This window comes from Pseudomonas sp. AP42 (assembly GCF_001728935.1).
GTDB lineage: Bacteria > Pseudomonadota > Gammaproteobacteria > Pseudomonadales > Pseudomonadaceae > Aquipseudomonas > Aquipseudomonas lactis.
Genome location: NZ_LYSO01000019.1, coordinates 60,601 through 86,253 on the forward strand (window position 1 = coordinate 60,601; position 25,653 = coordinate 86,253).

Below are 25,653 nucleotides of genomic sequence, written 5' to 3' on the forward strand. Positions count from 1 at the left end.
AGGCATTCCCTTATCCAAACCTCAGGGTATTCACCATACCCCTAGGGGTGTCGTGCATGCCCTGTTTATCCTTCCAGGAGAAACAACCATGAACGACCTATCACATACCCCACTTTCACCACTTTCCATCGGTTTGACCGAATTCATCGACGAGTTCGGTGATGAGCTGCTGGACTCACTCAACCGATCAAACCCACCGGTCTACGCCGGTCACATCAACCCAGCCCGGCAACGGGTGATGGATGAACTCAAACGTCAGCCCTTTTCAGCTCAGGCCGAAGTGGTACAAGCCGTTGCAGCGTTATTGTTGGATCGTAACGAGCAGGCTGCAGTGATCAACGCAGAGATGGGCACTGGCAAAACCATGATGGCCATCGCTGTAGCCGCCGTCATGCACAAAGCCGGCTATCGCCGCACCTTGATCGTTTCGCCTCCACACCTGGTCTACAAGTGGCGGCGAGAGATTCTCGAAACCATCCCAGACGCACGCGTCTGGGTACTCAATGGACCTGACAGCCTGGTCAAGCTGCTCAAGCTGCGCGACCAACTGAAAGAGCCTTACGACGGGCGGCAGGAGTTCTTCATCCTCGGGCGCGTGCGCATGCGGATGGGGTTTCACTGGCGCTCGGTGTGTTGGCCGCGCCGTGCGGGTGGTAACCATCACCTTGCAGGTTGTCCCGACTGCGGACGGCTGCTGGAGGATCAGGAAGGCAACCGGCTAACCGTCGAAGAGTTTCACCAAGAGGAACGCCGTCGTAGCTGCCCTCATTGCCAAGGCCCACTCTGGACGCTGATGCGCCCAGGCAAAGCTGAAAGCGGAACACGCCGAGCAACCATCTTGAAATCAATGTGCCGGATTCCGACCATTGGCCCGGTGCGCGCTGACAGACTGCTGAACGACTTCGGGGAAGACTTTCTCGCCTCGATGCTGATCGATAACGTCAGCGAGTTCATCAACCTGATGGACGCTCAAGGCAATTTCATCTTCAGCGACCGTCAGGCCAAACGCATGGAACGTGCCATGGCCAACATCGAGTTTGGCTTTGGTGAAGGCGGTTACCAACCCACGGAGTTCATCAAGCGCCAGTTGCCTGATGGGTATTTCGACCTACTAGTGGTGGACGAAGGCCATGAGTACAAAAATAGTGGTTCTGCTCAGGGCCAGGCCATGGGCGTACTGGCAGCTAAAGCACGCAAGTGTGTTTTGCTGACCGGTACGCTTATGGGCGGCTATGCCGACGACTTGTTTTATCTGTTATTTCGGATCCTTACCCGCCGCATGATCGAGGACGGTTATCGACCAAACGCACGCGGCAGCATGGCCCCTGCGGCCATGTCGTTCATGCGGGATCACGGCGTATTGAAGGATATCTACACCGAGCGAGATAACGAGTCACATAAAACCGCCAAGGGTAAAAAACTCTCAGTGCGTACGGTGAAGGCCCCAGGCTTTGGCCCAAAAGGCATTCACCGCTTCGTGCTGCCGTTCACCGTGTTCCTGAAACTCAAAGATATCGGTGGGAACGTGTTGCCGGCGTACCAAGAGGAGTTTATTGACATAGCCATGTCTGCTGAACAGGCTTCGGCCTATCAGCAGTTGGCAGGAAAACTGACCCAGGAGCTTCGCCAGGCACTGGCACGCCGAGATACGACCCTTCTGGGGGTCGTACTTAACGTACTGCTGGCCTGGCCAGACTGTTGCTTCCGGCCGGAGATTGTCAAACATCCACGCAGCAAGGACACGCTGGCTTTTGTGCCGTCGATCTTTGCAGATGGGCAACGTATGCCCAAGGAACAGGCACTACTCGACCTCTGCCTCACGGAAAAAGCCAAAGACCGCAAAGTCTTGGTCTACACCGTGTACAGCGGCACTCGTGACACCACTTCACGTCTCAAACGGTTGCTGGAACAGGCCGGGTTGAAGGTGGCGGTGTTAAGGGCGTCAGTCGATACCGCCAGGCGCGAGGATTGGATTCTCGACCAGGTAGATCGTGGGATCGATGTGCTGATCACTAACCCGGAGCTGGTTAAGACCGGTCTGGATCTGCTCGACTTTCCGACCATCGCGTTCCTGCAGACGGGGTACAACGTGTACACCCTTCAACAGGCAGCTCGACGGTCTTGGCGGATTGGGCAGAAGCAAGCCGTGCGGGTGATTTTCTTTGGCTATGCCAACAGCTCTCAGATCACCTGTCTGCAGCTGATGGCCAAAAAGATCGCCGTGGCGCAAAGCACGTCGGGAGATGTTCCTGATTCGGGCCTTGATTCGTTAAACCAGGATGGGGACTCGGTTGAAATGGCACTCGCAAGACAATTGATTGCTGCATGACTGCATGGCCACCTTCGGGTGGCCATTTTTGTTCAGAAGCTAATCTCAGCTTGTCATGTGCAAAATGCCTATGCGGACGATCCTCCTCTAATCCAGAGACATCTCCGATAAAAGCTACTGACCTCGAACACCAATTTCTTGTTCAAATGCGACTCCATGGCCACTACAATGCCACCCCACAATGTAGGTGACCATGGACGCGAAGATGCAATTCCGGAAAAGTATAAATGCACTACGAGCACTGGCGGTTCTATCCGTAGTGCTTTTTCACTTCCAGATCAGTGGATTTGCTGGGGGATTCGTAGGAGTCGACGTTTTCTTTGTGATTTCCGGTTTTTTGATGACCGGAATTATCTTCAAAGGTTTGCAGGCACAGAACTTTTCCATTATAAATTTTTATGTATCGAGAGCTCGCCGCATTATTCCGGCACTCGTGGCACTATGCGCAGCACTGCTGATATTTGGGTTCATATACCTTCCTTTAGATGACTACCGCGAAACAATTCGGTCAATTAAAAGCAGTCTTTTCTTTAGCTCAAACTTTATGTTTGCCAAAACTGGCAACTACTTTGATGCACCACTGCACGAAAATTGGCTACTGCATACCTGGTCGCTATCTGTCGAATGGCAATTCTACCTCGTTTACCCACTCATTTTAATGGGCCTTCACAAGTTATTTGGCACTCAAAAAACCAAAATATCTTTGATTTTTCTCGCTATAGCTTCTCTGGCAACTTCGATCTATATTTCGAATACTGACCCGGTCTTCGCGTTCTATATGCTACCTACTCGTGCTTGGGAGCTAATCGTCGGCGGATTGGTATTTTTGTACCCGTTTCACTTCAATAGACGACTGGGATATGCGTGTGAGGGCCTTGGCCTAGCAGCTATTCTCATGAGTATTTTTTGCTTCACTGAGCAAGATCCTTGGCCGGGTTATCTAGCCTTGGTTCCTGTTCTCGGAGCAGCCCTTGTAATTTCAGCTAATTCGCAATCGATTTTTGGCAATAATCGAGCACTACAATTTACGGGCACAGTTTCATACTCCGTGTACCTATGGCATTGGCCACTAGTTGTATTCGTATACACCTGTGGCTTATTGAATAGCTTACCCCATGTGGTAGGCGCGATAATTCTCTCCTTTATAATGGGAACCCTATCCTTTTACTTCGTTGAATCGAAAACAAACAAAAATACAGCTTCACGCAAAGCAGCAATACAATACATAAGTCTAGTTGTGGTCACGGTTGGTATATCTGCCATTACCTCCTCAGTAGTCAAAGATCATCCTGAAGTAAGGTTTGCTTACGTCGACTTAGGTCGACCTGAATACACAAGCAAGCTTTATGATCGAAAATGCTACCCCAACCCTTATGGTGCTGCTGATTGCAAGCTTGGCTCTGGAGAAATATCTGTAATATTGTTCGGTGACAGTCACGCAGAATCAACTGCAGCAGCAGTGCAAATGGAGAATAAACAAGCGGCTTTGTCTTGGGCTCGTGGTGGCTGCCCGATACTGCAAAACTTTGAGATGCATGACAAAGAGCTAACTGATAAATGCCATGGTTTTATGCGTGAAAAGTTGGATACACTGGCTAAATCCTACCAGGGTATTCCCGTTATCCTATTTAGCCGGGCAGCGATGTATTTGGACACAAGCCGTGGAAATAACTATCGCACCTATATAGCAGGACAAGAGCATCTTCAAGGTCAGAAATTTATCAATGCCTACACTTCAGAATATGCAAAAACTGTTTGCTCTATCGCTAAAAATCATCCTGTATACATCGTTAGACCTATCCCTGAAATGCCTTTTAGCGTTTATAAAGGATTAAATTTGCATAAGCGTATTTTTCAACATGAATCAGACATCTCGATTTCTCTTCTGAGCTATCAGAAGCGGAATTACGACGCCAACAATGCAATAGACGCTGCTGCGAAACAGTGTAACGCCACAGTTATTGATCCGACTTCTTACCTTTGCCCAAATGGGCAATGCATGGGATCTAAAAATGGAGTGGCTTTGTACTATGATGACAACCACTTGGTTGACTCGGGCAATCTACAGTTAAAGGGTTTGTTCAGAAATATCGCAAAGTAGGTGTCCGTCACTGCGGTGCAACCTAGCTGTCCGTAGGCAAACCGTTCACAACGGCATGCCCTAAAAACAAAGCAGTCTGGAAAACCTATTTCCTGCTGCACACCAATAGCCGGTTTGAGAGGGTGTCTTCGCTTCTGCGCGAGGACGCCCATGAACCTACCACGCCCTACCCGAACCACTGTGATACTCAGCCTCTGCCTCGTCGCCCTGACAGGCATGTTGGCCTATGAACATCATCAGCTGTCCCTACTCAGGATCAGCATGTCTACGACTGCTGATAAAGAATCCCTGGACGCAATGCTGACGCGCCTGAGCAAAGTCGATGAACGGTTGGACACTGTGGATGGCAAGCAGTGGGTCAGCAACGATGACTTCCGCTCCGGACAACAAGCGCTGTCAAATCGGATCGATGCCGCGCAGGCCTTTGCGAAGCAAGCAACCGAATCAGTGCAGGATCTCTCTCGTAATGTCGCGTCTTCTGGTGAGTTGGTGGTGCTCAAGGCAAATGTCGAAACGCTCGATAGCCGTGTTCACGAATTAAGCCAAGCCCAGATCAAGCAACCTTCAGCCCCACCGTCTAAGCCCAAAGCTGTTGTACGCAAGCCTCGTCCCGCCCAGAAGCCCAGTACCAGCCTTATCACACCGCAAGCGCCGCCTTTCACCATCGTCGGTATTGAGTACCGGGGCGGTGAGCGTTTTTTGTCCGTAGCACCGCCTGGCAGCACGCAGTTAAACCAGATCTATCTCATCCGACCGGGTGATGCCGTGGCGGGTACGGCCTGGCGCCTAAACGCTCTGGACGGCAAATCCGCAAGATTCGAGGTGGCCGGAACGCCGCAAACCATAACCGTCGCGCAATAGGACCTCCTTTATGTTTGGCCTTCTCACTCTCTCAAAGAAAATGAACGCTACAAACGCCTCGTTGATTATTGGTCTGGCAGCCATTGTGATGGCTTATGGTTGCTCAGCTGCTCCTGGGCCTTCAACGTCCATCACCAGCACGCAGAACAGCGAAACCGAGAACTCTTCCCAAGGGGCCAGCCAGACAGAACTGGCCCGCGAGTGGGGATTAACACCCCAAGAGTGGAGTCGCTATCGCACCGTCATGGAAGGTCCCCGGGGCATCTATTCACCAGGACTGGATCCTCTGACTGCACTGGGTATCGAAGCTAAATCAGCGGAAGAACGCCGGCGTTACGCTGAACTGCAGGTGCAAGCTGAACGGCAACGCATCGACAAGGAACTGGCTTATCAAAAGGCGTATGACCAAGCCTTCGCTCGCCTATACCCCAACGAAAAAGTCATTCAAATTTCATCAGAGCCGCTGTCTCCAAAAACCTCCGGCGCGGCAAATGCTCTCAAAGGCTCAGGTCGATTAGCCGTTTTTGTTCAAGACAGTTGCACCAGCTGTATTGCCCGGGTGAAAGACCTCCAGGCTCAGAAACAACCCTTCGATCTCTACTTCGTGGGCAGCCAAGGGGACGACGAGACCATCCGCCGCTGGGCAATCCTGGCTGGCATCGAGCCAACCAGCGTACGCAGCCGCCAGATAACACTGAATCACGATGCCGGCCGCTGGCTTGGCCTTGGGCTCGGCGGCGAGCTACCTGCTGTGGTGCGCGAGGTGAATGGGCAATGGCAGCGACAGTAGTACGCGCCGTATTGGCTGCCTGTTTTATGTTGGCCGCGGCGTTGGCCAACAGTGCGGAGGTTCCTCCACCGGCCTATCAATTGATTGCCCTGCCTGCCGGCGTTCCGTCCGAGGTGCTCTATTCCGTCGCACTGCAGGAGAGCGGGACGCGACTACGCGGCCAAATAGTGCCCTGGCCATGGACATTGAATGTCGCCGGCGCCGGCTACCGGTTTGCGACCCGAAGCGATGCGTGCAGGGCTTTGATGATTGCGCTTCAAACCGCTGGTCCCAGTCGGGTCGACGTTGGTCTAGGTCAAACCAACATAGGTGCCAATGGCCACCGTTACAGCTCTCCCTGCGAAGGTTTGGATCCCTATAAGAACCTCTCGGTTACCGCCCAGATCCTGGCAGAACAAAAAGCCAAGGGCGGTGACTGGATCACTGCCGCCGGCCGGTACCACCGACCGGCTGGAGGTGAACCTGCCGCACGCTACCGACGTGCCTTTGCCAAACACCTTAGCCGCGTAACCGGCATCAACCTAATGGCGAACAACCCATGAAAAGATCTTTGAGCTTAATGCTATTGCTGTGTTCGATCTCGCCCATTGTGGCGAATGCCAGCTCATTGATTGTGGTTGAAGACCGTGGTGGCGTTTCCGCCCTGCCCTATTACCAAGACCTGGTCCCAGAACCTACAGGCCAGTCTGCACCGTTAGAAAATATCGGAGTGCGCGGTCAAGGGTCGTTTCCAGTGCGCTCAGACCAACTGTCACCTGGTCAGGTTCAGGGTCGAGTAATCAATGCGCCAGGCCTGCAACCCTTGTTTCTAGTGGGTGACGATGAAAGCTCAAGGGTTTGGCTATCACAACGAACCGAACAGCTTAAGCACCTAAACGCTGTCGGACTGGTGGTCAACGTTGTCAGCGCCGAACGCTTTGCCGAGGTGCAGCGTTGGGCGGATGGTCTTCAGATGGTCCCAGCCCCCTCGAATGATCTGGCGCAACGTCTTGGAATCAAGCACTACCCGCTACTCATCACTGCAACAGCCATTCAGCAATAGGAGGCAAGGATGCCACCACCTCAGTCACTCACCGTGGTGATCAGACAACCGGAAGACCCGCGAACATGCCAGCTCATCTTGGAGCAAGTGAGGTATCTGGTCTGGCTGTATGGCGGTCGTGTGACCTCCACAGAACAAGGTGATGCCATCGCAATGCGCTTGAAATTAGCTGATCGATTGGCTTCACACGAGATATCACAAGTAAGCCAGGAGCTGGACGAACAGTTCCCATTGAAAACCACTTAACGATAGAAGGCTCCAACCATGGCCGGTTCTTTCACCATTGAGGCATTGCTCCGTCCTGCCGTCGAGCTTTACACGGTCTGTGTCTGCGCCGCTGCAGCACTGATCTGTATTTTTGCGCCCTGGGCTTTTGCACTGACTCCCTTATTTGGAACGGTTTCCGCCTTTGGCTTTTTGATTCTTGGATATGTGCGCCTGAGACAGGCGTTGGTCGTATTGCGGTATCGACGCAATATTCGGCGTCTCCCCCACTACACCATGACCAGCAAGGACATGCCGGTCAGTAATGAACGTCTGTTCATCGGTAAGGGCTTCCGCTGGACTCAGAAACACACCCAGCGATTGATGGACACCTATCTGCCCAAATACGCCGAGTATGTCGAGCCAACCTCGATCTATTCCTTGGCACGGCGCATCGAGGAGCGGCTGGAGTTCGCCCCTTTTCCACTCAGACTCCTGACCAAAGCCACCTCGTGGAACGTAGCGATTAACCCGGTGCGGCCACTGCCGCCAGTGGGTGGATTACCGCGTTTACACGGTATAGAACCCCATGAAATTGACGTTAGCTTACCGCTGGGTGAACGGGTTGGTCACTCCCTGGTGCTGGGTACGACGCGGGTGGGTAAGACCCGCCTGGCGGAACTGTTTATCACCCAGGACATCAGACGCACCCGTAGCCGGTCTCGGCGCCGCGTTCAGATGGGTCGACGCGTTCAGCCAGTCCATCGAAGCCAGCGCACAGCGGCACAAAACGAAGAGATGAACCTTGATCGAGAGGTGGTGATTGTCTTCGATCCTAAAGGCGATGCCGACCTTCTCAAACGCATGTACATCGAATGCATGCGTGCCGGCCGACTGGACGAATTTTATGTATTCCACCTGGGATGGCCTGACTACTCCGCACGTTACAACGCCGTGGGCCGCTTTGGCCGTATTTCAGAGGTGGCCACCCGGATTGCCGGTCAATTGTCGGGGGAAGGCAACTCAGCTGCATTTCGCGAGTTTGCCTGGCGGTTCGTCAATATTATCGCACGTGCCTTGGTGGCCCTCGGCCGTCGGCCAGATTACGAGCAGATCCTCAAGCACGTCACCAACATCGATGCGCTGTTCATTGAGTACGCGCAGAAGCACTTCGCAGAACACGACCCTAGAGCCTGGCAAACCATTGTTGAGCTTGAGGGCAAGATCGATCGCAAGAACCTCAGTTTCGCCATGAAGGACCGCCCGCTGCGCGTGGTGGCCTTGGACATGTACCTGACTCAGCAACGCATATCCGACCCTGTGATGGAGGGGCTGCGATCAGCAGTTCGTTATGACAAAACCTATTTCGACAAGATCGTTGCCAGCCTGCTGCCGCTGTTGGAGAAGCTGACCACAGGGCGCATTGCTGAGCTGCTTTCGCCTGACTACATGGATCTTGAAGATCCGCGACCCATCTTCGACTGGATGCAGGTCATCCGTAAACGAGCGGTGGTCTATGTGGGACTGGATGCACTGTCGGATACCGAAGTGGCTGCCGCCGTTGGGAACTCCATGTTCAGCGACCTGGTGTCAGTCGCAGGTCACATCTACAAGTTCGGTATCGACGACGGCTTGCCCGGTGCCTCCGGCGCCAAGGTGGCGATCAACGTGCATGCTGATGAGTTCAACGAGCTGATGGGCGAAGAATTTATCCCGATGATCAACAAAGGCGGCGGCGCCGGCATGCAAGTCACCGCCTATACCCAGACCATGAGCGACATTGAAGCGAAGATCGGTAACAGGGCAAAAGCTGGCCAGGTCATCGGTAACTTCAACAACCTGTTTATGTTGCGTGTGCGCGAGACCGCCACTGCCGAGCTGCTGACCAATCAATTACCCAAGGTTCAGGTGTTTACCAGCACACCGGCCAGCAGCGCCAATGACGCAATCAACGGCAAGACGGCCTTTACCTCCAACACCCACGACCAGATCCAAAGCGTCAGCGTGCCAATGATCGAGCCGGCGCATGTGGTTGCTCTGCCCAAGGGGCAATGCTTTGCCCTGATCGAAGGCGGCAACCTCTGGAAAATCCGTATGCCGTTGCCGGCAAGTGATCCCGACGAGGTGATGCCCAAGGATCTGCAGGCCCTGGTTGAAGGAATGCGTAAAGGATCAGGAACCAACAGCGAATGGTGGCAAGCGCCGGGATATCAGTCACTAAGCGAATCGCTACCCGAAGACCTGGTCGACGATTTCCGCCTTATGGCCAACGACGACAAAGTCGCTTAGCGTAAAGGAGCAAAGCGATGGCCGATATCGCGGAAAAAGCCCAGCAACAGCAGGAAGGGCAAAAATCCTTTCTGGGCATGGTGATCTCAGCGCCCTTCCACTTTCTGGGGGTGATGTTCGGCTCACTGCTGGGCGCCATCCTCGTTGAGTGGCTGTGCATGTACGTGTTCTGGCCGGAAGCTGGATGGAGGCACGCCCAGCAGATGTTTGAACATGAGCTGGGCTGGCTGTCCCAGGACTTGTTACATAGCGTTGTCATCAAAGAACCGGGGCGCACCGCAACCTGGCTGGCAAAAACGACCTATGATTGGCTGATGGTAAAAAGCGGCCTGCAAGACAGCATTAACTCATTGACCCAATACGCTCGCTCCACGTCGCCGCAGCACGCCGGCATGTTCGACCTGCGCTACGAACTCGGTCGGGTCATGATCAAGTTCCAGGATTACGGCTTGGCCATGCTTTATACCGTGCTCACCTTTTGCGTACGAATGGTCATCCTGACACTGACAATCCCACTGTTTGCACTGGCGGCGTTTACGGGCCTGGTGGATGGCCTGGTGCGACGTGATCTACGCAAGTTCGGCTCCGGCCGTGAGTCGAGCTACCTGTATCACAAAGCACGCGGAACCATTATTCCGCTGGCCATCGTGCCATGGACAATTTACCTGGCTATCCCGATCAGCGTCAGCCCCCTGCTTATTTTGCTGCCGTGCGCGTTGTTATTGGGCGTATCGGTTTACATCACTGTCTCCAGTTTCAAAAAATACCTCTAGGAGCTGCCCATGCAGTGGACACAAGAACAGCAGCCCATCGTCGATTCAACAGCAGAGAAGCTACTCGTCCAAGCCTTCGCCGGCACAGGCAAAACCACAACACTGGTTGGTTATGCCACCCACCACGCCTCGGTGAAAATGCTTTATCTCTGCTACAACAAACCCGTCGAGCTCGCAGCCAAGGGACGCTTTCCTCGCAATGTGGTCTGCAAGACGGCGCATGGCTTGGCTTATGCGGTCTATGGCAGCCAATACGCCGCCAAACAGACCAATAACTTACGCCTCACCGATATCGCCAGAGCCATCAATACCCAGGACTGGGAGCTGGTACGAGATGTACTGAGTACGCTGAACAACTTCATGGCCAGCGCCGATAACGAGCTCGGCCGCGGACACTTTCCCAGGTTTCAGGGTCAACGAATGCTCACCAGCGCGCAGGAACGATTTCTGGACAGTGCACTGGGTGTCGCCAGAACTATCTGGAACCGGATGATCGACCTGCAGGACACGGGAATGTTGATCACCCACGATGGATATTTAAAGCTGTATCAGTTGAGTAAACCTGACCTGAGTCAGCGATTTAAGGCGATTCTGCTCGATGAAGGTCAAGACGTGAACCCGGTCATTGCCGACTTGGTAAGGATACAGCGCATCTGCAAAGTCACCGTCGGCGACCCTCACCAGCAGATTTACCGTTTCCGTGGTGCCGAAGACGCTCTCAACAGCGATTGGATGGCCGATGCAGAGCGCCACTACCTGACCCAGAGCTTTCGCTTCGGTCCAGCAGTCGCGCATGTGGCCAACATCATCCTTTTTTACAAGGGTGAAACTCGAAAGCTGCAAGGGTTAGGCCCCAAAACCCAGGTTAAACGTGCGCTTCCTGAAGACCTCCCGCATCGCACATACATCCATCGCACGGTTACCGGCGTCATAGAGAACGCGCTTAGCTTGGTAGCGAGCAAGCCTAAGATCTATTGGGTAGGTGGCATCGACAGTTATTCATTGCGCGACCTGGAAGACTTGTATCTGTTCAGCCGCAACCAAAACCAATCCGTGCAAAACCGTAAGTTACTGCGTGATTACCGGGACTTCTCGCAATACGTTGAAATTGCCGAGGTGAGCCAAGACTCGGAGATGCTGCGATCGATCAAGATCATAGCTGCCTATCCCGATCTGCCTCAGCGCATCCGGACACTGCGGGCTCGGTCAGTAGACAACGAGCTGGATGCCACGATTACACTGACCACAGGGCATAAAGCCAAGGGGTTAGAATGGGATTTTGTGAGCCTGTATGACGACTTCAGCGCTGACCCGCTGTCGCCCGATATCGATCAGGGTCGCAAAGACGACGAACTGAATCTGCTATATGTGGCCGTGACGCGGGCAATGAAGATACTGGCGTTAAACTCGATGGTGTTATCCATCATGCAGCGCTATGTGGATGCAAGAACATCTCTAGCAGGGCAAGTACGCTAAAAGGGAATTCGCACCCAGCAGAGCGTCTTTGATACCTCTGTTAGCGGCTCATAGACGGCTAGTAGGGAGACTCCAATTTCTGCTCATAATCGAGATCTTCTTGCGAGATGTGGAAGAAATCTTTTTCAACGCCGCATATTTTTATCGCACGCTCTAATGAGACGTAGTCCCAAGCGGGTTTAAGATCGCGATCAAAACTTACCAACGCATATGTATCTTTGTCGGATGAAATGCCCACGCCCTTGGGGTAATGCTCCACCCATGAGCTGCGGGCTAAAATTTCTGAAAAGCTCAACTCGCGCTTGAGACTGTACCAATGTGGACGCTTTATTTTGAATAGGCCAGATTTCTGCAACTCACTCACGGCTTTTACGAAAATTTCTTCAACAACATTAGTCACGGATGTGCCGGTGTAATTTTTGAGCTGGGAACATAGAAATATAGACGTTCCATCTGAATTCACTCGCACCCTTAAAAAACAAGTACCTATGTGATCATATCCAGGAAACTGAAAACGTCGAAAATCTTTTTGATAGGCCGTCATAAGACGCTCGTAGTAATGAGATTCACTAAGATGCTACACCGACCAGGCTTAAACGTCAGCTTCGCCAAGCAACGAAAATCACCGATTCAGTCGCAGAGTATTTCCGGTTGATTGCACATCCTCAATACTGAAAACCTGGCAGCTCCACACATGAAGGATGTCGCCATGAGTCGCCAGGCATTTGAATACCATACCGAATTCGCCCCGCTGAACTATCTCGTCCGAACCAAAAAGCTCTTCATGTTCAAGTCCGAAGAGCCATCTACCGAACCTGACATTCAAGGTTTCCTGCAGGATCCGGAACACCAGCAGCGCCTTGCTCAGCTAGGCCAAGAGGGTTGGGAACTGATCAGCGTTCAACCCGTAGTCAGGGGCGAAGTCCAGATTGGCAATCAAAATGCCCAGGGCTGGGCATACGGCATTGCCTTGCCCACCGGCTATCTTCTTTTCTTCAAACGCTCGATCCAACGAGACTGAGGGTGCAGTTACCGTACGAAGAAATCCTAACGGCCCGGAATATGGTTTTCTTGCGGCGACTATAGTGTGATCACGGCAAGCTGACGGCAACAGGAATGACTTGAGCCTAGCCGTGATCCAGACACTGCGCCTACCCGCCCTTACATGCCGATTCTTATTGACAGGACTGATCTCGCTTTTCGGGATCATTCTGTCTACCTCCCAAGCGGTAGCTGCTTCTGCCTCCGAACAGGCCAACCTGGACGTCATGATCCGCCAGTTGAATGCCTTGGAGGACACAGCACGTCGTAGCGCTCAAGTAGCAGACGAGCCGGGCAAACGGTACTTCTTCGATTACCAGCGCTTGGCGGGTGACATCGCCCGAATCCGCCATGGCTTGGAGGGCTACCTGACGCCAAGCCGAGCCCAACCTCGGGATCCAGCCGAGCTTTCGGGCCAATACACCACCGAAGGTCGCAAGCCATGAGCATGAACGGCGCTCAGGCGTCCGCCTTTCAAGCGGCGAGTGGTTTCCCGGCTTCGTCGAGCTACCTATTTTTCGTCGGCGTGGCCGTGGCTATCACGTTCGTGTGGGGGGCCTGGGCCGTCTGGAGCTGCTACCGAGGATGGGCCACCGGCAACCTTGACCGAACGATTGCTTCGACCTCTTTGGTTCGCATCCTGCTGCTTTGCATGATCCTCACCACCTTTGTACTCAGTTGATCGTATTGGAGACTCACCATGAATTTGCTTTCACAAACACGCTACATGCTGATCGGCATGCTTGCTCTTCCACAACTGTCCATGGCTGCCCTCCCCCAGTCCCAACCTCCGACTCGAGGTGAGGGCTCTAACCTGATGCAAACCATGCAGAACTACGCCTTTGACGGCATGTCGCTGATGGGTCTGATCGTCTGCGCCGTCATTTTCACCGGGGTAGCGTGGCACGCCTTCGGCGTTTACCACGAGATCCAACACGGCAAGAAGAAATGGGCTGATCTTGGAGCGACGGCCGCTGTCGGTGTGGCCATCTTGGGTGTCGCCATCTTCCTGATCACCAAGGCAACTAACATTCTTTAAAGAGCCTTGACCATGACAGAACTCTCTGACGATGGGACGCTAATTTTCCTACCGGTGCGGCTGAACAATCAGCCGGTCATCATGGGCGGCCTCACTGCCGATGAAATGTGGGCAACCCTAGCGATCAGTGCCGGCTCAGGATTGGTAATTGGGATTCTGGCAGCAATTTTGACCCATATCTGGGCGCTGATTATCGCCACAGCCATGCTCTTTGCGATCCTTGGGCTGACCCTCTCCAGCCGTTTTTTACGGCGTTGGAAACGCGGCCGACCGGACACCTGGCTCTACCGCCAGATGCAACTGAGCGTTGCACGATATCTTCCTACCTGGAACAAGGCCCACCTGATCACACGCACGGGTGCGTGGACCTGCCGTAGAACGGGGGCTCAATGACTTATCGAAAAAAAGTGGACGCCCAACTGTCCCATATCAACAGCCTGCGCCTGGTCATTGGCCTGCTGATCGCCCTGGGGCTGTACATGGCCTATGGCTGGCAGAGCGCACCGCGTGATTTGACTATCCATGTACCGCCTGACCTCCGGTCAGGCAGCACCCGACAGTGGTGGGATGTCCCCCCAGAGTCTGTGTATGCCTTTGGGTTGTATATATTCCAGCAGATGAATCGTTGGCCCGTCGACGGTGAAACCGACTACGAAGACAACATCGCCCGTTTGGGTGGCTACCTGACGCCCAGTTGCAAAGCGTATCTGCAAAAAGACTTCGAGCTGCGCCGCAACAGTGGGGAGTTGCGCAAACGCGAGCGCGGTGTATTCGAGATTCCAGGCCGAGGAATTGACGATAAAACAGAACAGCATATTGAGCAGCACAGCATCAACGACTGGACGGTCAACTTGGATATCACCGCTGACGAGCACTACGGCGGCGAACGCGTGAAACGGGCACTAGCGCGTTACCCGCTGCACATCATCCGATCCGACATTGACCCCGAGAAGAATCCTTTTGGACTCGCCTGGGACTGCTACAGCAGCAATCCTCAGCGCATCGAAGTCTCCGCAGAACCTGCCCGATCGGGAGGCAAATGATGATGCGTCGGCTGCTGATTATCGGAATGCTCATGCTCAACTTCTTCAGCATGGCCAACGCAGTTGAGATTTTACGCTGGGACCGAATTCCACTTGCACTGCCTTTGATCGTCGGCCAGGAACGCATTGTTTTTGTCGACCAAAATGTTCGAGTGGGTCTGCCCCGGAATTTGGTTGATAAGCTGCGCGTACAAAGCACCGGTGGCGCACTGTACCTCCTGGCCAAAGAACCCATACCTCCAACTCGCCTGCAGCTCCAAAATATGAGCAGTGGCGAAATCATGTTGGTGGACATCATTGCTACAGAAGGTAAACCAAATCAGCCCGCGCCCGAGCCTGCAAAAATTGTTGCAGGTGAAGGTTCCTCGCCTCGTTACGGGCAGGCAAGTTCTAAGCCGACGAGCAGTCGCGCTCCGGTCCCCACGTCGGAGCCCAACGTTCAAGACGAGGATCCGCCGACTCCGCGCCGCGAGTCGCCTCTGCCTGTGGTCATTACACGCTATGCCGCACAGATGCTCTATGCCCCTCTGCGCACCGTGGAGCCTGTAGACGGTATCGCCCAGGTCAATCTTAAGCGGGGCCTGAACCTCACCACGTTGCTGCCGACGTTGCCGGTCGAGGCCTCTGCTTTAGGTGCATGGCGGTTAGACGACTACTGGGTGACGGCAGTGAAACTGCGCAACACCAGCACTCAGCACCTTGCACTGGATCCTCGGGAGCTGATGGGAGACTTCATCACGGCGACGTTTCAGCACCCTTACCTCGGTACCAAGGGTGAAGCAAGTGACACCACAACGGTCTATCTGGTGACACGCGGCCATGGTTTGGCCGAATCGTTACTGCCGGCGGCCGTCAGCCAGATCGATCCGAAAGGAGGTCACCATGAAGAGTAATCCTCTGGTCAAATTCCTGGTCATCCCTTTCGCGATCCTGGCGTTATTCATGGTGGTCAAACTGTTCAGTAAGGACAGTTCTGAGAAACAGACTCAGGCTCCAGAAACGCTCGTGCTCAGTACGGGTGAAGCAAAAAAGCTTGGCGTTGACGGCGATACCCCCGGCGACACGCTGCGCACCATCGTCGTGGAAAGCAGACAGCTCAAAGACCAGGTCTCCAATGCGTTGAAGAACAATGATGAGCTGAAGCAACAAAACCAGGAGTTACAAAGACGCCTGCAGTCGATCAACGACAACGTTGACAGCAAGCTGCAAAACGCCCAGCAAACAATGAAACAGGAGTCACAACAACAGAGCCAGACCATCCTGGATACGCTGCAGCAGCAATACAACACACTGAGCAGCAAATCAGCTAGCAGCAATCAGTCTGGATCGGATTTGCCGATCGGATTCGGCGTTCAGCCTGGTGATGGGCAGGACTTCAAAGGCGCGCCTGGACCGGATGTCGTATGGATCGAGCCGCAGGACGCTACTCCTGTCGATATCAACGGGAAGCCCATTGCGGCCGGTTCCAATCAAACCGCCTCGGGATTTAACTTCCCAACCTCATTCGGCGAGTCCGTAGACCGTGGGCAAAATGCTCTTCGTACGAGCGCTCAGAACGTTGCGAGTGAGATCTCGCCACAGGAGGCCCGCAAACAGGTGCGCAAGGTCTATACGCTGCCACAGAACTCCACATTGATGGGTTCTGTCGCGATGTCCGCATTGATCGGCCGGGTGCCCATCGACGGCACGGTCAACGACCCCTACCCCTTCAAAGTACTGATAGGCCCGGACAACCTCACCGCCAACGGTATCGATTTGCCCGATGTTGCCGGCGCCGTGGCCAGCGGAACAGCGTCCGGCGACTGGACTTTGTCTTGCGTACGCGGGCAGATCAAAAGCCTGACTTTTGTCTTCAATGACGGCACGGTACGGACGCTGCCACAGCCACAAGAAGAAACGAATGGCAGTCAGAACAGCAATAACCAGAACAATGGCAACCAGAACACCATACAGGGAGGCCTGGGCTGGATCAGCGATGCCTACGGTATTCCGTGCATCAGTGGCGATCGTAAAAGCAACGCCTCGCAATACATCGGTTCCCAGGTACTGATTACCGCGGCCGGCGCCGGCGCTGCCTCCCTAATCAAATCGGATGGAAACAGCAGTTCATTTATAAATCCGCAGTCCGGGACCATAGGTTCAGTTGGCGGCTCAGGCAGTGACGCCATGGGCAAGATCATCGGCCAAGGCGTCAATGATGTGTCCAGTTGGGTGAACAAGCTCTACGGGCAAGCCTTCGCGGCAGTGTACGTGCAGCCCGGGGCGAAAGTTGCTGTTCACCTAGACCAGCAGCTGACCATCGACTACGAACTCCAAGGCCGCAAGGTCAACTATCGCTCAGGAGCCCGTCATGCTTCGACTGCGCTTGACTAATCATTCTTTAAAAATCGGAACCTACCTGGTGATCGCAATGCTCGGGACTGGCTGCTCCACCAGCAAGGACGAGCTGCTCCCCCATGGCGACAGCACGATGATGGACGTTTGGGATCAAGGTGCCAGTGGTTCAGGAAATAGCACGAGTAGCCGCCAGTTGCTCGATGCGCGCCAAAACCTTCGGCGACCTCTGGAGACGGGTGAAACAGACAACGCCAAATTCACCCGCACAGCCCAAAACGAGATCTACAGCCAGTTTAAGCGTCTGCCCAATCCGGACCTGGTCATGTATGTCTTTCCCCATCTGGCGGGCTCTGATCCAGCCCCTATCCCGGGCTACACCACAGTGTTCCCGTTGTACCAGCGCGTGCAATACGCCATGCCTGGCGAACGCACGGAGTCCTATTAATGAGGTTTTTTGAGCGGTTTAAAACACGACGTGGCTCAGACCGAGTCGAGCCGGAGCTCGCAGTTAATGCTACCGAGCATGTCGACGTGCAGGCATCAGCCACTGAATCTTTGGAGGCAGCGACCGAACGCTACTTCGCACGCCTCGCTGCCATGGGCATTCCCTCGCCGAGTGATTGGCGCAACCCAAAGAAAAAACCAGCGACTACCGCTGACGTAGACCGCATGTATGACGTGAACCCCTCTTTCGTGGATCTTCTGCCGTGGGTGGACTATCTGCCGGCGGAAAGAGCCATGCTGCTGGAAGACGGCGTGTCTCGTGCTGCGTTCTTCGAGCTGACACCGATCGGCACCGAAGGTCGAGATCCCGACTGGTTGCGCAAAGCCCGGGATGCCTTGGAAAACGCCCTGCAAGACTCTTTCGATGAGCTGGAAACCTCCCCGTGGGTCGTGCAGTTGTACGCTCAGGACGAAACCAGTTGGGACAACTACCTGCAGCAGTTGCACGACTATATCCAACCCCGGGCACAGGGCAGTGACTTCACCGAGCTTTACCTGAAGTTGATCAAGCAGCACCTGGAGGCTATTTCCAAGCCAGGCGGGTTGTTTGAAGACACCAAGGTCAGCCAACTGCCTTGGAGGGGCCAGCAACGCCGTGTCCGCATTGTCGTCTACCGACGTACTCAGGGGGCTCAAGCTGACGTGCGCGGCCAAGCACCTGCCCCCTATTTAAAAATCATCTGTGATCGCTTGGTAGGCGGGTTGGCTAACGCCGGCATTAAAACCCATCGTATGGATGGCCATGCTATCCGACACTGGCTGATTCACTGGTTCAATCCACGGCCTGACCATCTCGGCCCTGCAGACGCTGATATCCGTCGATTTTATGAGGTGGTTTGCAAGCAGGTGCCGGCAACTGAGGAAGGCGAGTTGCCGCTGGCCAGCGGGACCGACTTTTCGCAAAACCTGTGTTACCGCGAACCGCTGTCGGATACAGAGAAAGGCTTGTGGTACTTCGACGGCCTGCCCCACCGCGTAGTGATGCTCGATCGTCTGCGGGAAGCGCCTAAGACGGGACACCTGACCGGTGAAACACGCAAGGGCGGTGATGCGCTCAATGCGCTGTTCGACAAAATGCCAGAGGACACCATTCTCTGTATCACGCTCGTGATCACTCCGCAGGACATACTTGAAGGCCACCTGGAGCAGCTTTCACGCAAGGCCGTTGGTGATACCCAAGCATCGATCCTGACCCGCGAAGACGTTGCTGTCGCCCGCCAGTTGCTCGGCCGCAAGCACAAGCTGTACCGGGGCAGCGTAGCTTTTTACCTACGCGGCAAAGACGATTTGGAGTTGCAGGAGCGCAGTTTGCAACTGAGCAGTGCCTTGCTAGGAGCGGGTATGGAACCCGTGGAACCTCGGGATGAGGTTGCCCCCTTAAACTCGTACCTCAGATGGTTGCCCGGCAATTTTGATCCCAATGAGCGCAAAGCACTGGAGTGGTATGCGCAACTCATGTTCGCTCAACACATTGCAAACCTTGCTCCCGTCTGGGGACGGTCGACCGGAACCGGTCACCCAGGCATCACGCTGTTTAATCGTGGGGGAGCGCCGATCACCTTCGATCCGCTGAACAAGCTGGACCGCCAGATGAACGCGCACCTTTTCATCTTCGGACCTACAGGTTCAGGAAAGTCAGCCAGCGCAACGAATATCCTCAGTCAGATCGTTGCCATCTATCGGCCGCGACTTTTCATCGTTGAAGCCGGCAACAGTTTTGGTCTGCTGGGTGACTTTGCCAAGAAGCTCGGTTTGACGGTTAACCGTGTCCGGCTTGCGCCAGGATCAGGGGTTAGCTTAGCGCCCTTCGCCGATGCTGAAAAACTCATTGAGCCCACCGCAAACGTCAAAACTCTCAAGGCTGATGACCTCGAGGCCTCGGACGAACACCTGGCAAGCCAAACCGAAGACGAACAGCGCGACATCCTGGGAGAGATGGAAATTACAGCCAGGCTGATGATCACTGGCGGGGAGGATAAAGAAGATGCGCGCCTTACCCGGGCTGATCGCAGCGCCATCCGCCAATGCATTCTCAATGCGGCACAAAAATGTGTAGCGGAACAACGCATCGTACTCCCTGAAGACATCCGTGATGCACTGCGAGAGATGGGGCATGAACCGGGTATCCCGGCTGCTCGAAGCTCACGCTTTCTGGAGATGGCAGAAGCCTTGTCCATGTTCTGCATGGGCACTGAGGGCGACATGTTCAACCGCCCAGGCACGCCATGGCCAGAAGCGGATATCACCATTGTCGACTTGGCTACGTATGCCCGAGAAGGCTACAGCGCACAGATGGCCATCGCCTACATTTCGCTACTCAACACAGTCAACAACATCGCAGAGCGGGATCAATTCAAAGGCCGCCCCCTGATCTTTTTCACCGACGAAGGCCACATCCAGTTGAAGGTTCCACTGCTGTCCCCCTACTCCGTCAAGATCACCAAAATGTGGCGAAAGCTGGGAGCCTGGTTCTGGATGGCCACTCAAAACGTTGACGACGTGCCACCAGAGGCATCGGCCTTACTCAACATGATTGAGTGGTGGATCTGCTTGAATATGCCGCCTGATGAGGTGGAGAAGATCGCACGCTTTCGTGAACTGACCCCAGCTCAGAAATCGATGATGCTGTCCGCACGCAAGGAAAGCGGGAAGTTTACCGAGGGCGTAGTGCTATCCAAAAGCATGGAAATGTTGTTCCGAGTGGTACCGCCTAGCTTGTACCTGGCCCTGGCCATGACGGAACCGGAAGAGAAGAAACAACGCTACGACATCATGCAGGCCAAAGGCTGCAACGAGCTCGACGCGGCCATTGAAGTTGCCGCAACGCTAGACCGCTATCGCGGTATCGAACCTCACATCATCACTTTTCCCGAGCAAGTCACGGCCTTGGAGCGCCACGTATGAGAACACTGAATTCCTTGACCCAGAACCTGATTGAAAGTCTGACCCAGTTGCTTGAACAGCCTGGTGAGGATGCTTTGCAGACTTTGGAGGTTTGCGCCCCCGTCCTGATAGAGGAACTGCAACAGGTTTTGATACGTGCCGTGGACCGTCGTGACATCGAGTCCCAGCTTCAAACGGTGTTAACCAACTGGCTTCGACAGCACCCTCAGCCCGAGAGTGCTGAACACGCCCTCCTTGAAGCACTGCGTATTCAAGCACTCTTGTCATCGAAGCCTACGGCCGAGCTCCACACATGATTCGGTATATGGGGGTAGTGGGTTTTCTAGTATTTTTTTTGATTACTGTCGGCTACGCCGTCCTCAAAAGCGAGGTGCAAACACGACAACATCCAGGCCCTTGGACGTTTGGGCAGGTTAATGCTCGCTGGACTGTGACAGAGTTTGCGGATCTGGAATGCCCGTATTGCAAGATCTACACACCGGCTCTCAAAGCCTGGGTCCAGCAGCAGAAGAACGTAAACCTTCAGTGGCATCACCTGCCACTGGATTTCCACGGTTCGGCCGCGATTCACGAAGCCAGAATCGTTGAGTGCGCAGGAGAGTTGGGCGGAGCGCCGGCATTCTGGCAAGCCGTCGACCAGGTCTTTGAACGAACTCGTAGCAACGGCCTAGGCTTTGATGGTCAGTTGGACATCAACGACGTTGGTCACCAGGCACTGATGGCCTGTGCTGCAAACAATAAACAGATCTCTCTACGCATCAGTAGGCAGGCAGAAGAAGCCCTTAAGTCTGGGGTCACAGCGACACCCACCGTGCTGATTAGAGACAACAAAACCGGCAGGTCTCTAAAGCTGGAAGGTCCTGCCAATGATGTGATGTTGCTGTCGGCAATTGACTTGTTGATTCAGAAAGATAACTAGCTCTGCACCATATTTTCACTATGTGCACACGCGGCCAGCAACCGCCACTCATGTGCGAAAGGTGAAATGTTGGTTGTTTCTAGCATAGGCGATTTAAACGACCGACCACGCCGGTGTGTAGAGTAGAGCGAGCCAACCTGCAGCAGCCAGGTACGGACCAAAAGGAACATGCGCTGTCCGCTCTATTTTGCCCAACGCAAGGAGCGTGCTTCCTACCACAGCAAATACCAGTGACGATAGCACCAACGTCACTGGCAAGATCTGCCAGCCACCCCAGGCGCCGAGCATGGCCAACAGCTTCAGATCGCCCTGGCCGATACCGTAATCGCCGGTGATCAACCTGGAAAGGAAACGAATGGCCCAAAGCACCAGGTAGCCACCCACAGCTCCCCACAGGGCATGGGACAGGGTTGTAAACAGCTCGAAGCTGTTGACGATCAAGCCCAGCCACAGCAGCGGCAACACCAGCACGTCGGGCAGCAGTTGGTGATCGAGGTCAATCAAGCTCAGGGTCAGCAAGCCACCGACCAACACCAAGGCGGCCAGGCCGCTTGCCCCAACACCGTAGTGCAGCGCTGCCCAGCTTGAAAGGCCTCCCATGACCAGTAGCGTCATACTGAATCGAGCGTTTATTTGATCAGGCAGTAATGACACGGACGAACGCGGACGTTGCTCAGTAGGCGATTCTTGCCCCAGCATCTGGGCGGCGTCCAAACTCCATTGTCTTTCCAAGAAAGCAGGAATACTGACAACCAAAGCGTTGACGGGTAATCCGGCCAAAAGACCAACCGTGAAAAGAGCTATCGGTAGTGAGTCCTGCACCTGACTTTCCTATGAGTTTGCTGTTGGAGAGCATAATTAACCTGCGTATTGCCCCCACTTTTTTATTCCTGCTCTTGCTTCGTCCTCACCGATACCGCTTACAAGCGAATCAGCAAAGGTCAAATGAGCATCCATATAGCGGTCAAAATCTTTCTCTGGAACTCCGTTCGCAAGAGCACGGCTCCACCACGAAAAAACAACCACAAGCTTGCCAAGCTCGGGATCATAATCGTCCTTCAAGCGTTCAAGACCACCATCGTTAAAGGCGACAGCCCATCCGAACGCTTTGGAAAAATCGCGGACATTTTGGGGTTGCGAGCCGCGAGCCAATTGTTTATGTCTAGCAGCGTGTGTTTTACGATCCTCTTCCAGTGAAGGCACATAAAGAAGCCCGCAGATGCGGCATGTGGACACACTCATAAGTCATTCCCTCGATTGTTAAGAGCTAAGAGCGGAGCCTGGAACTGCATAAGGAACTTTTAGGCAGGTCGTATGCAGCATATTTCCTCGATCCCCTCGCTTATGGCAACCATTGCTGCCCTCAAGCCTGCGTCAAGGTAACTATGGCCGGCAGGCTTGGCGGCGAGGTCTACAGGACACGCATAAATTACCAGTAGTCTGGTTTATCGATTGGTTTTTTTCGTGTGGGTATGCGAGACGGTAATTGATGCTGGGCCAGTTCAACGTTCTTCACCACATGCCGCATCCAGGTCGCATACTGCTTCAACGATCCTGGAACCGCTCGCTGAATGCCTTCCCTGTGAGGAAGTATCACTCCGAGGTTTAGCTCTGGGAAATCTTCACGGAGCGCCCGCAGCGCCGGGGTCATGTCGGTATCAGCCGACACCAAGACGAGCTGCTCTATACGTTGTTCAGGTGGCAGAGTCGCCTGCCGAGCTGCTAGGCGGTACATGCTGATAGCGATATGTACGTCTGTCTCTTTTTCTTCAAGCTTCCAGATCTCGACCTGATCAGTCCTGGACGCTGGAGTGTACTTATCGATAAAGCGCGGAGCTTTACCCGATTCAAGCTGGTGACGCCCATAAAACACGCTTACATCGAGTGCAATCAATGCACGAAGGTACGTATCTTGAGCTTCTTTAGAAGCAATGCCACGGGTGGCCAAGGAGGGTTTGACGCCGGAAGTGAAAAAGCTGACGGCATCGAGGGTATTTTCTGGGTGCTCGACACGTATTATGTGAGCCAGCAGTCCCGGAAGATCAAGCCACTTATACTGGGTGCCCGCCAACAGGCCGTAAAACAGGTTGTAGCCGTCTACAAAGCAAGCTGTACGCAAGATTCTCCATCCCTAGAAACGAAAAAACCGGCTCAGGGCCGGTTTCTTCACCCCAACTGCCAGCGAACTGAATCACTGCGTACGGGGCTGAGTAGTGAATTCATTGTGCAAGTTACTACAAGCAAATACAAGCCCCATCAATCATTTTTGATCATCGTGGTTCACGCAGAATCACACCCGATCAGCCCACAAACCCATCTCAAAACCAGCCCTAAAGCTAGCCAGTCAGCTTCTTAGGCGCACTGGCCTGGTAGGTTAATCATACAGCAACTGCCATCCGGTCTGCCGGATACTGACGCATAAACTCCATGCTGTCGTCGGCGCCGGCATTCAACCAATCGCCATACAGCCCCCGAGGCAAAATCACCAGCATGCGCTTTTCGTCCTCGGGCTTGTGGTAGTTGCGCATGAACGGGTGACCATCCGCATTGATGGTCAGCATGGTGAAGCTGTGCAGTTCCTCCCCGGTACCGGGATCGCGCCATTGCTCCCACAGGCCCGCTATGCCCATTAACTCACCGTCTGCCCGCACAATCCGCGTTGCAATCGGTTTACCCGTTCGCCAGTCAGGTTCATAAATGGCCGCGGCAGGGATAATGCAGTGTTGGGCCTTTCGCCAAGCTGTGCGGTACGACGGCTTTTGACTGGCCGTCTCCGATCGGCAGTTGTAGGTGCTGCGTACGATTTTGGTGTCCTTGCTCCAGGTTGGAATCAGCCCGAACGCGCCTGTCAGCGCTTCCAGCAACGCAGGCGATTCCTCGTCGACGTGCTCCGCACGGCGAATGAAAGGCCCGGTATAGCCTGGGTATAGTTGCAACTTACCCTGCTCGAACGGCTCAACGCCAAATGTTTCGGCCACCCGCTGCGGCGACGGCGCTTCGTAATGACTGCACATACACAAACTCCCTCCGGATCCAGATGCATCAATTGGCATTTACCGTCCACAACTGGTCAAGCCTGGTGGTGTAGCTCGGACTTTTCAGCTCACGGCGCATCGCCCAGGCCGGCGCCGCCGGCACAGCGGCGGTACGCAGCGTGCCTCGACCCCAGCGATTATTGATTTCGTCCAGGACACTCATCACCTTGTCGGCCGTGGCCGGTTGTGTGTGCGCAAACAGGTCATCGGTAAACTCACCTGGTTGACGCAGATCCATCAGCAACACCTCGGCCTTGCTGTATCGGAACCCACGTCGGAACAGGCGTTCCACTGCCCGCGTGGCTTCCTTGGTGATCAAGCGTACGTCATTGGTGGGATAGGGAAGCTCGACTAGCACGCCGTTAGCGTAACGTGCCTCGTCCGGGTTAAACATGCCGGTGCGAATGCTCACGCGGATCTTCTTGCACAGCGAATGCTGGGCTCTCAGCTTTTCTGAGGCGCGCTGCGCGTAGGTGGCAACCGCCTCTTTGATTGGCTCAAGTGTTTCGAGGCGCACGCCAAACATTCGGCTGCAGCAGATCTCCTGCTTGGCAGGTGCCGCATCTTCCAGGGCCAGGCACGACGTGCCGGCGAGTTCACGCACCGTCTTCTCCAGCACCACACTGAATTTACGGCCGAGCAACCCGGGGTCGGCCTTGGCCAGGTCCATGGCAGTGTGAATACCCAGGGCATGCATGTGCGCCGTCATACGTCGACCAATGCCCCACACCTCTTCAACGGCCGTATTACGCAACACCCAATCGCGTTTAAAGGGGTCGCACAGATCCACGACGCCGCCTGTCTGCGCCTGCAGACGCTTTGCGGTGTGGTTGGCCAGCTTGGCCAGGGTTTTGGTGTGGGCAATGCCCACACCAACTGGAATTCCGGTGTGTTTTAGGACCTTGGCACGGATCGTTCGCCCGAATTCGGTCAGGTCGCCGGGCATGCCGGAGAGGTCACAGAATA

28 protein-coding genes are annotated in these 25,653 nt (G+C 54.4%); 22 read left to right on the plus strand and 6 right to left on the minus strand.

From position 1 onward, the window contains the following. Positions 1-88: 88 nt before the first annotated feature. The 10 genes from A7K61_RS10125 (at position 89) to A7K61_RS10165 (ending at position 11,865) form a co-directional block, all read left to right on the plus strand. A complete protein-coding gene (locus A7K61_RS10125) occupies positions 89-2,329 on the plus strand; it encodes a DEAD/DEAH box helicase (RefSeq protein ID WP_020302981.1) in 2,241 nt (746 codons plus the stop codon). 193 nt (positions 2,330-2,522) lie between these two features. After that, positions 2,523-4,430, plus strand: a complete 1,908-nt coding sequence (locus A7K61_RS10130) for an acyltransferase family protein (protein WP_020302980.1) — start codon at positions 2,523-2,525, stop codon at positions 4,428-4,430. Positions 4,431-4,580: 150 nt separating this feature from the next. Next, positions 4,581-5,291: a hypothetical protein gene (locus tag A7K61_RS10135; RefSeq protein ID WP_019819674.1), complete on the plus strand. Its 711-nt coding sequence runs from the start codon at positions 4,581-4,583 to the stop codon at positions 5,289-5,291. 10 nt (positions 5,292-5,301) lie between these two features. Beyond that, positions 5,302-6,081: a TIGR03759 family integrating conjugative element protein gene (locus A7K61_RS10140; RefSeq protein ID WP_019819672.1), complete on the plus strand. Its 780-nt coding sequence runs from the start codon at positions 5,302-5,304 to the stop codon at positions 6,079-6,081. Further along, positions 6,066-6,623: a hypothetical protein gene (locus A7K61_RS10145; protein WP_019819670.1), complete on the plus strand. Its 558-nt coding sequence runs from the start codon at positions 6,066-6,068 to the stop codon at positions 6,621-6,623. The genes A7K61_RS10140 and A7K61_RS10145 overlap by 16 nt, the downstream gene beginning before the upstream one ends. Next, complete coding sequence (locus A7K61_RS31155; RefSeq protein WP_032873832.1) at positions 6,620-7,123, plus strand: integrating conjugative element protein; 504 nt, start codon at positions 6,620-6,622, stop codon at positions 7,121-7,123. The genes A7K61_RS10145 and A7K61_RS31155 overlap by 4 nt, the downstream gene beginning before the upstream one ends. Positions 7,124-7,132: 9 nt before the next feature. Further along, on the plus strand, positions 7,133-7,369 hold the full coding sequence (locus A7K61_RS10150) for a hypothetical protein (RefSeq protein WP_019819666.1): 237 nt from the start codon (positions 7,133-7,135) through the stop codon (positions 7,367-7,369). 18 nt (positions 7,370-7,387) lie between these two features. Beyond that, positions 7,388-9,616 (plus strand): type IV conjugative transfer system coupling protein TraD, encoded by a 2,229-nt coding sequence (traD, locus tag A7K61_RS10155; RefSeq protein ID WP_032873829.1) that lies wholly within the window; start codon positions 7,388-7,390, stop codon positions 9,614-9,616. Between the two features lie 17 nt (positions 9,617-9,633). Beyond that, positions 9,634-10,389 carry a TIGR03747 family integrating conjugative element membrane protein gene (locus tag A7K61_RS10160; protein WP_019819662.1) on the plus strand — a complete coding sequence of 252 codons (756 nt, stop codon included), beginning with the start codon at positions 9,634-9,636 and terminating at the stop codon, positions 10,387-10,389. A gap of 9 nt (positions 10,390-10,398) precedes the next feature. Continuing rightward, positions 10,399-11,865, plus strand: coding sequence for a UvrD-helicase domain-containing protein (locus tag A7K61_RS10165; RefSeq protein WP_019819659.1), 1,467 nt, complete (start codon positions 10,399-10,401; stop codon positions 11,863-11,865). Positions 11,866-11,923: 58 nt separating this feature from the next. On the opposite strand, the gene A7K61_RS10170 is transcribed toward A7K61_RS10165, so the two are convergent. Continuing rightward, positions 11,924-12,409, minus strand: a complete 486-nt coding sequence (locus tag A7K61_RS10170) for a hypothetical protein (protein ID WP_019819657.1) — start codon at positions 12,407-12,409, stop codon at positions 11,924-11,926. A gap of 165 nt (positions 12,410-12,574) precedes the next feature. Here A7K61_RS10170 and A7K61_RS10175 point away from each other — a divergent pair, with 165 nt between their 5' ends. The 12 genes from A7K61_RS10175 (at position 12,575) to A7K61_RS10230 (ending at position 21,652) form a co-directional block, all read left to right on the plus strand. Then, a complete protein-coding gene (locus A7K61_RS10175; RefSeq protein WP_019819655.1) occupies positions 12,575-12,886 on the plus strand; it encodes a hypothetical protein in 312 nt (103 codons plus the stop codon). Positions 12,887-13,043: 157 nt separating this feature from the next. Further along, positions 13,044-13,352 (plus strand): RAQPRD family integrative conjugative element protein, encoded by a 309-nt coding sequence (locus A7K61_RS10180; RefSeq protein ID WP_232005465.1) that lies wholly within the window; start codon positions 13,044-13,046, stop codon positions 13,350-13,352. Continuing rightward, on the plus strand, positions 13,349-13,588 hold the full coding sequence (locus tag A7K61_RS10185) for a TIGR03758 family integrating conjugative element protein (RefSeq protein ID WP_019819651.1): 240 nt from the start codon (positions 13,349-13,351) through the stop codon (positions 13,586-13,588). The genes A7K61_RS10180 and A7K61_RS10185 overlap by 4 nt, the downstream gene beginning before the upstream one ends. A gap of 18 nt (positions 13,589-13,606) precedes the next feature. After that, on the plus strand, positions 13,607-13,945 hold the full coding sequence (locus tag A7K61_RS10190; RefSeq protein WP_019819650.1) for a TIGR03745 family integrating conjugative element membrane protein: 339 nt from the start codon (positions 13,607-13,609) through the stop codon (positions 13,943-13,945). A 12-nt stretch (positions 13,946-13,957) separates the two neighbouring features. Then, positions 13,958-14,338, plus strand: a complete 381-nt coding sequence (locus tag A7K61_RS10195; protein WP_019819648.1) for a TIGR03750 family conjugal transfer protein — start codon at positions 13,958-13,960, stop codon at positions 14,336-14,338. Continuing rightward, positions 14,335-14,988, plus strand: a complete 654-nt coding sequence (locus A7K61_RS10200) for a PFL_4703 family integrating conjugative element protein (protein WP_019819645.1) — start codon at positions 14,335-14,337, stop codon at positions 14,986-14,988. Before A7K61_RS10195 ends, A7K61_RS10200 begins: the two co-directional genes overlap by 4 nt. Continuing rightward, positions 14,988-15,881 (plus strand): TIGR03749 family integrating conjugative element protein, encoded by an 894-nt coding sequence (locus A7K61_RS10205; protein ID WP_019819644.1) that lies wholly within the window; start codon positions 14,988-14,990, stop codon positions 15,879-15,881. Before A7K61_RS10200 ends, A7K61_RS10205 begins: the two co-directional genes overlap by 1 nt. Continuing rightward, complete coding sequence (locus tag A7K61_RS10210) at positions 15,871-17,361, plus strand: TIGR03752 family integrating conjugative element protein (RefSeq protein WP_019819642.1); 1,491 nt, start codon at positions 15,871-15,873, stop codon at positions 17,359-17,361. Before A7K61_RS10205 ends, A7K61_RS10210 begins: the two co-directional genes overlap by 11 nt. Next, the gene (locus A7K61_RS10215) at positions 17,339-17,770 is read left to right on the plus strand and encodes a TIGR03751 family conjugal transfer lipoprotein (RefSeq protein WP_019819640.1); all 432 of its coding nucleotides are present in this window, start codon (positions 17,339-17,341) and stop codon (positions 17,768-17,770) included. The genes A7K61_RS10210 and A7K61_RS10215 overlap by 23 nt, the downstream gene beginning before the upstream one ends. Further along, the gene (locus tag A7K61_RS10220; protein ID WP_032873822.1) at positions 17,770-20,733 is read left to right on the plus strand and encodes a conjugative transfer ATPase; all 2,964 of its coding nucleotides are present in this window, start codon (positions 17,770-17,772) and stop codon (positions 20,731-20,733) included. The genes A7K61_RS10215 and A7K61_RS10220 overlap by 1 nt, the downstream gene beginning before the upstream one ends. Beyond that, on the plus strand, positions 20,730-21,029 hold the full coding sequence (locus A7K61_RS10225) for a hypothetical protein (protein ID WP_019819636.1): 300 nt from the start codon (positions 20,730-20,732) through the stop codon (positions 21,027-21,029). Before A7K61_RS10220 ends, A7K61_RS10225 begins: the two co-directional genes overlap by 4 nt. Next, positions 21,026-21,652 carry a DsbA family protein gene (locus A7K61_RS10230; protein ID WP_019819634.1) on the plus strand — a complete coding sequence of 209 codons (627 nt, stop codon included), beginning with the start codon at positions 21,026-21,028 and terminating at the stop codon, positions 21,650-21,652. Before A7K61_RS10225 ends, A7K61_RS10230 begins: the two co-directional genes overlap by 4 nt. A 93-nt stretch (positions 21,653-21,745) precedes the next feature. Here the strand turns inward: A7K61_RS10230 and A7K61_RS10235 are convergent, their stop codons facing one another. The 5 genes from A7K61_RS10235 to A7K61_RS10255 form a co-directional block, all read right to left on the minus strand. Beyond that, a complete protein-coding gene (locus A7K61_RS10235; protein ID WP_032873819.1) occupies positions 21,746-22,474 on the minus strand; it encodes an A24 family peptidase in 729 nt (242 codons plus the stop codon). 36 nt (positions 22,475-22,510) lie between these two features. Beyond that, positions 22,511-22,894 carry a C2H2-type zinc finger protein gene (locus A7K61_RS31160; RefSeq protein WP_074059261.1) on the minus strand — a complete coding sequence of 128 codons (384 nt, stop codon included), beginning with the start codon at positions 22,892-22,894 and terminating at the stop codon, positions 22,511-22,513. A gap of 187 nt (positions 22,895-23,081) precedes the next feature. Next, positions 23,082-23,771: an NYN domain-containing protein gene (locus A7K61_RS10245; RefSeq protein ID WP_019819629.1), complete on the minus strand. Its 690-nt coding sequence runs from the start codon at positions 23,769-23,771 to the stop codon at positions 23,082-23,084. A gap of 259 nt (positions 23,772-24,030) precedes the next feature. Beyond that, positions 24,031-24,666 carry an SOS response-associated peptidase gene (locus A7K61_RS10250; RefSeq protein ID WP_019819627.1) on the minus strand — a complete coding sequence of 212 codons (636 nt, stop codon included), beginning with the start codon at positions 24,664-24,666 and terminating at the stop codon, positions 24,031-24,033. A 28-nt stretch (positions 24,667-24,694) separates the two neighbouring features. After that, a partial coding sequence (locus A7K61_RS10255) for a DUF4113 domain-containing protein (protein ID WP_069557504.1) occupies positions 24,695-25,653 on the minus strand: 959 nt, incomplete at its 5' end.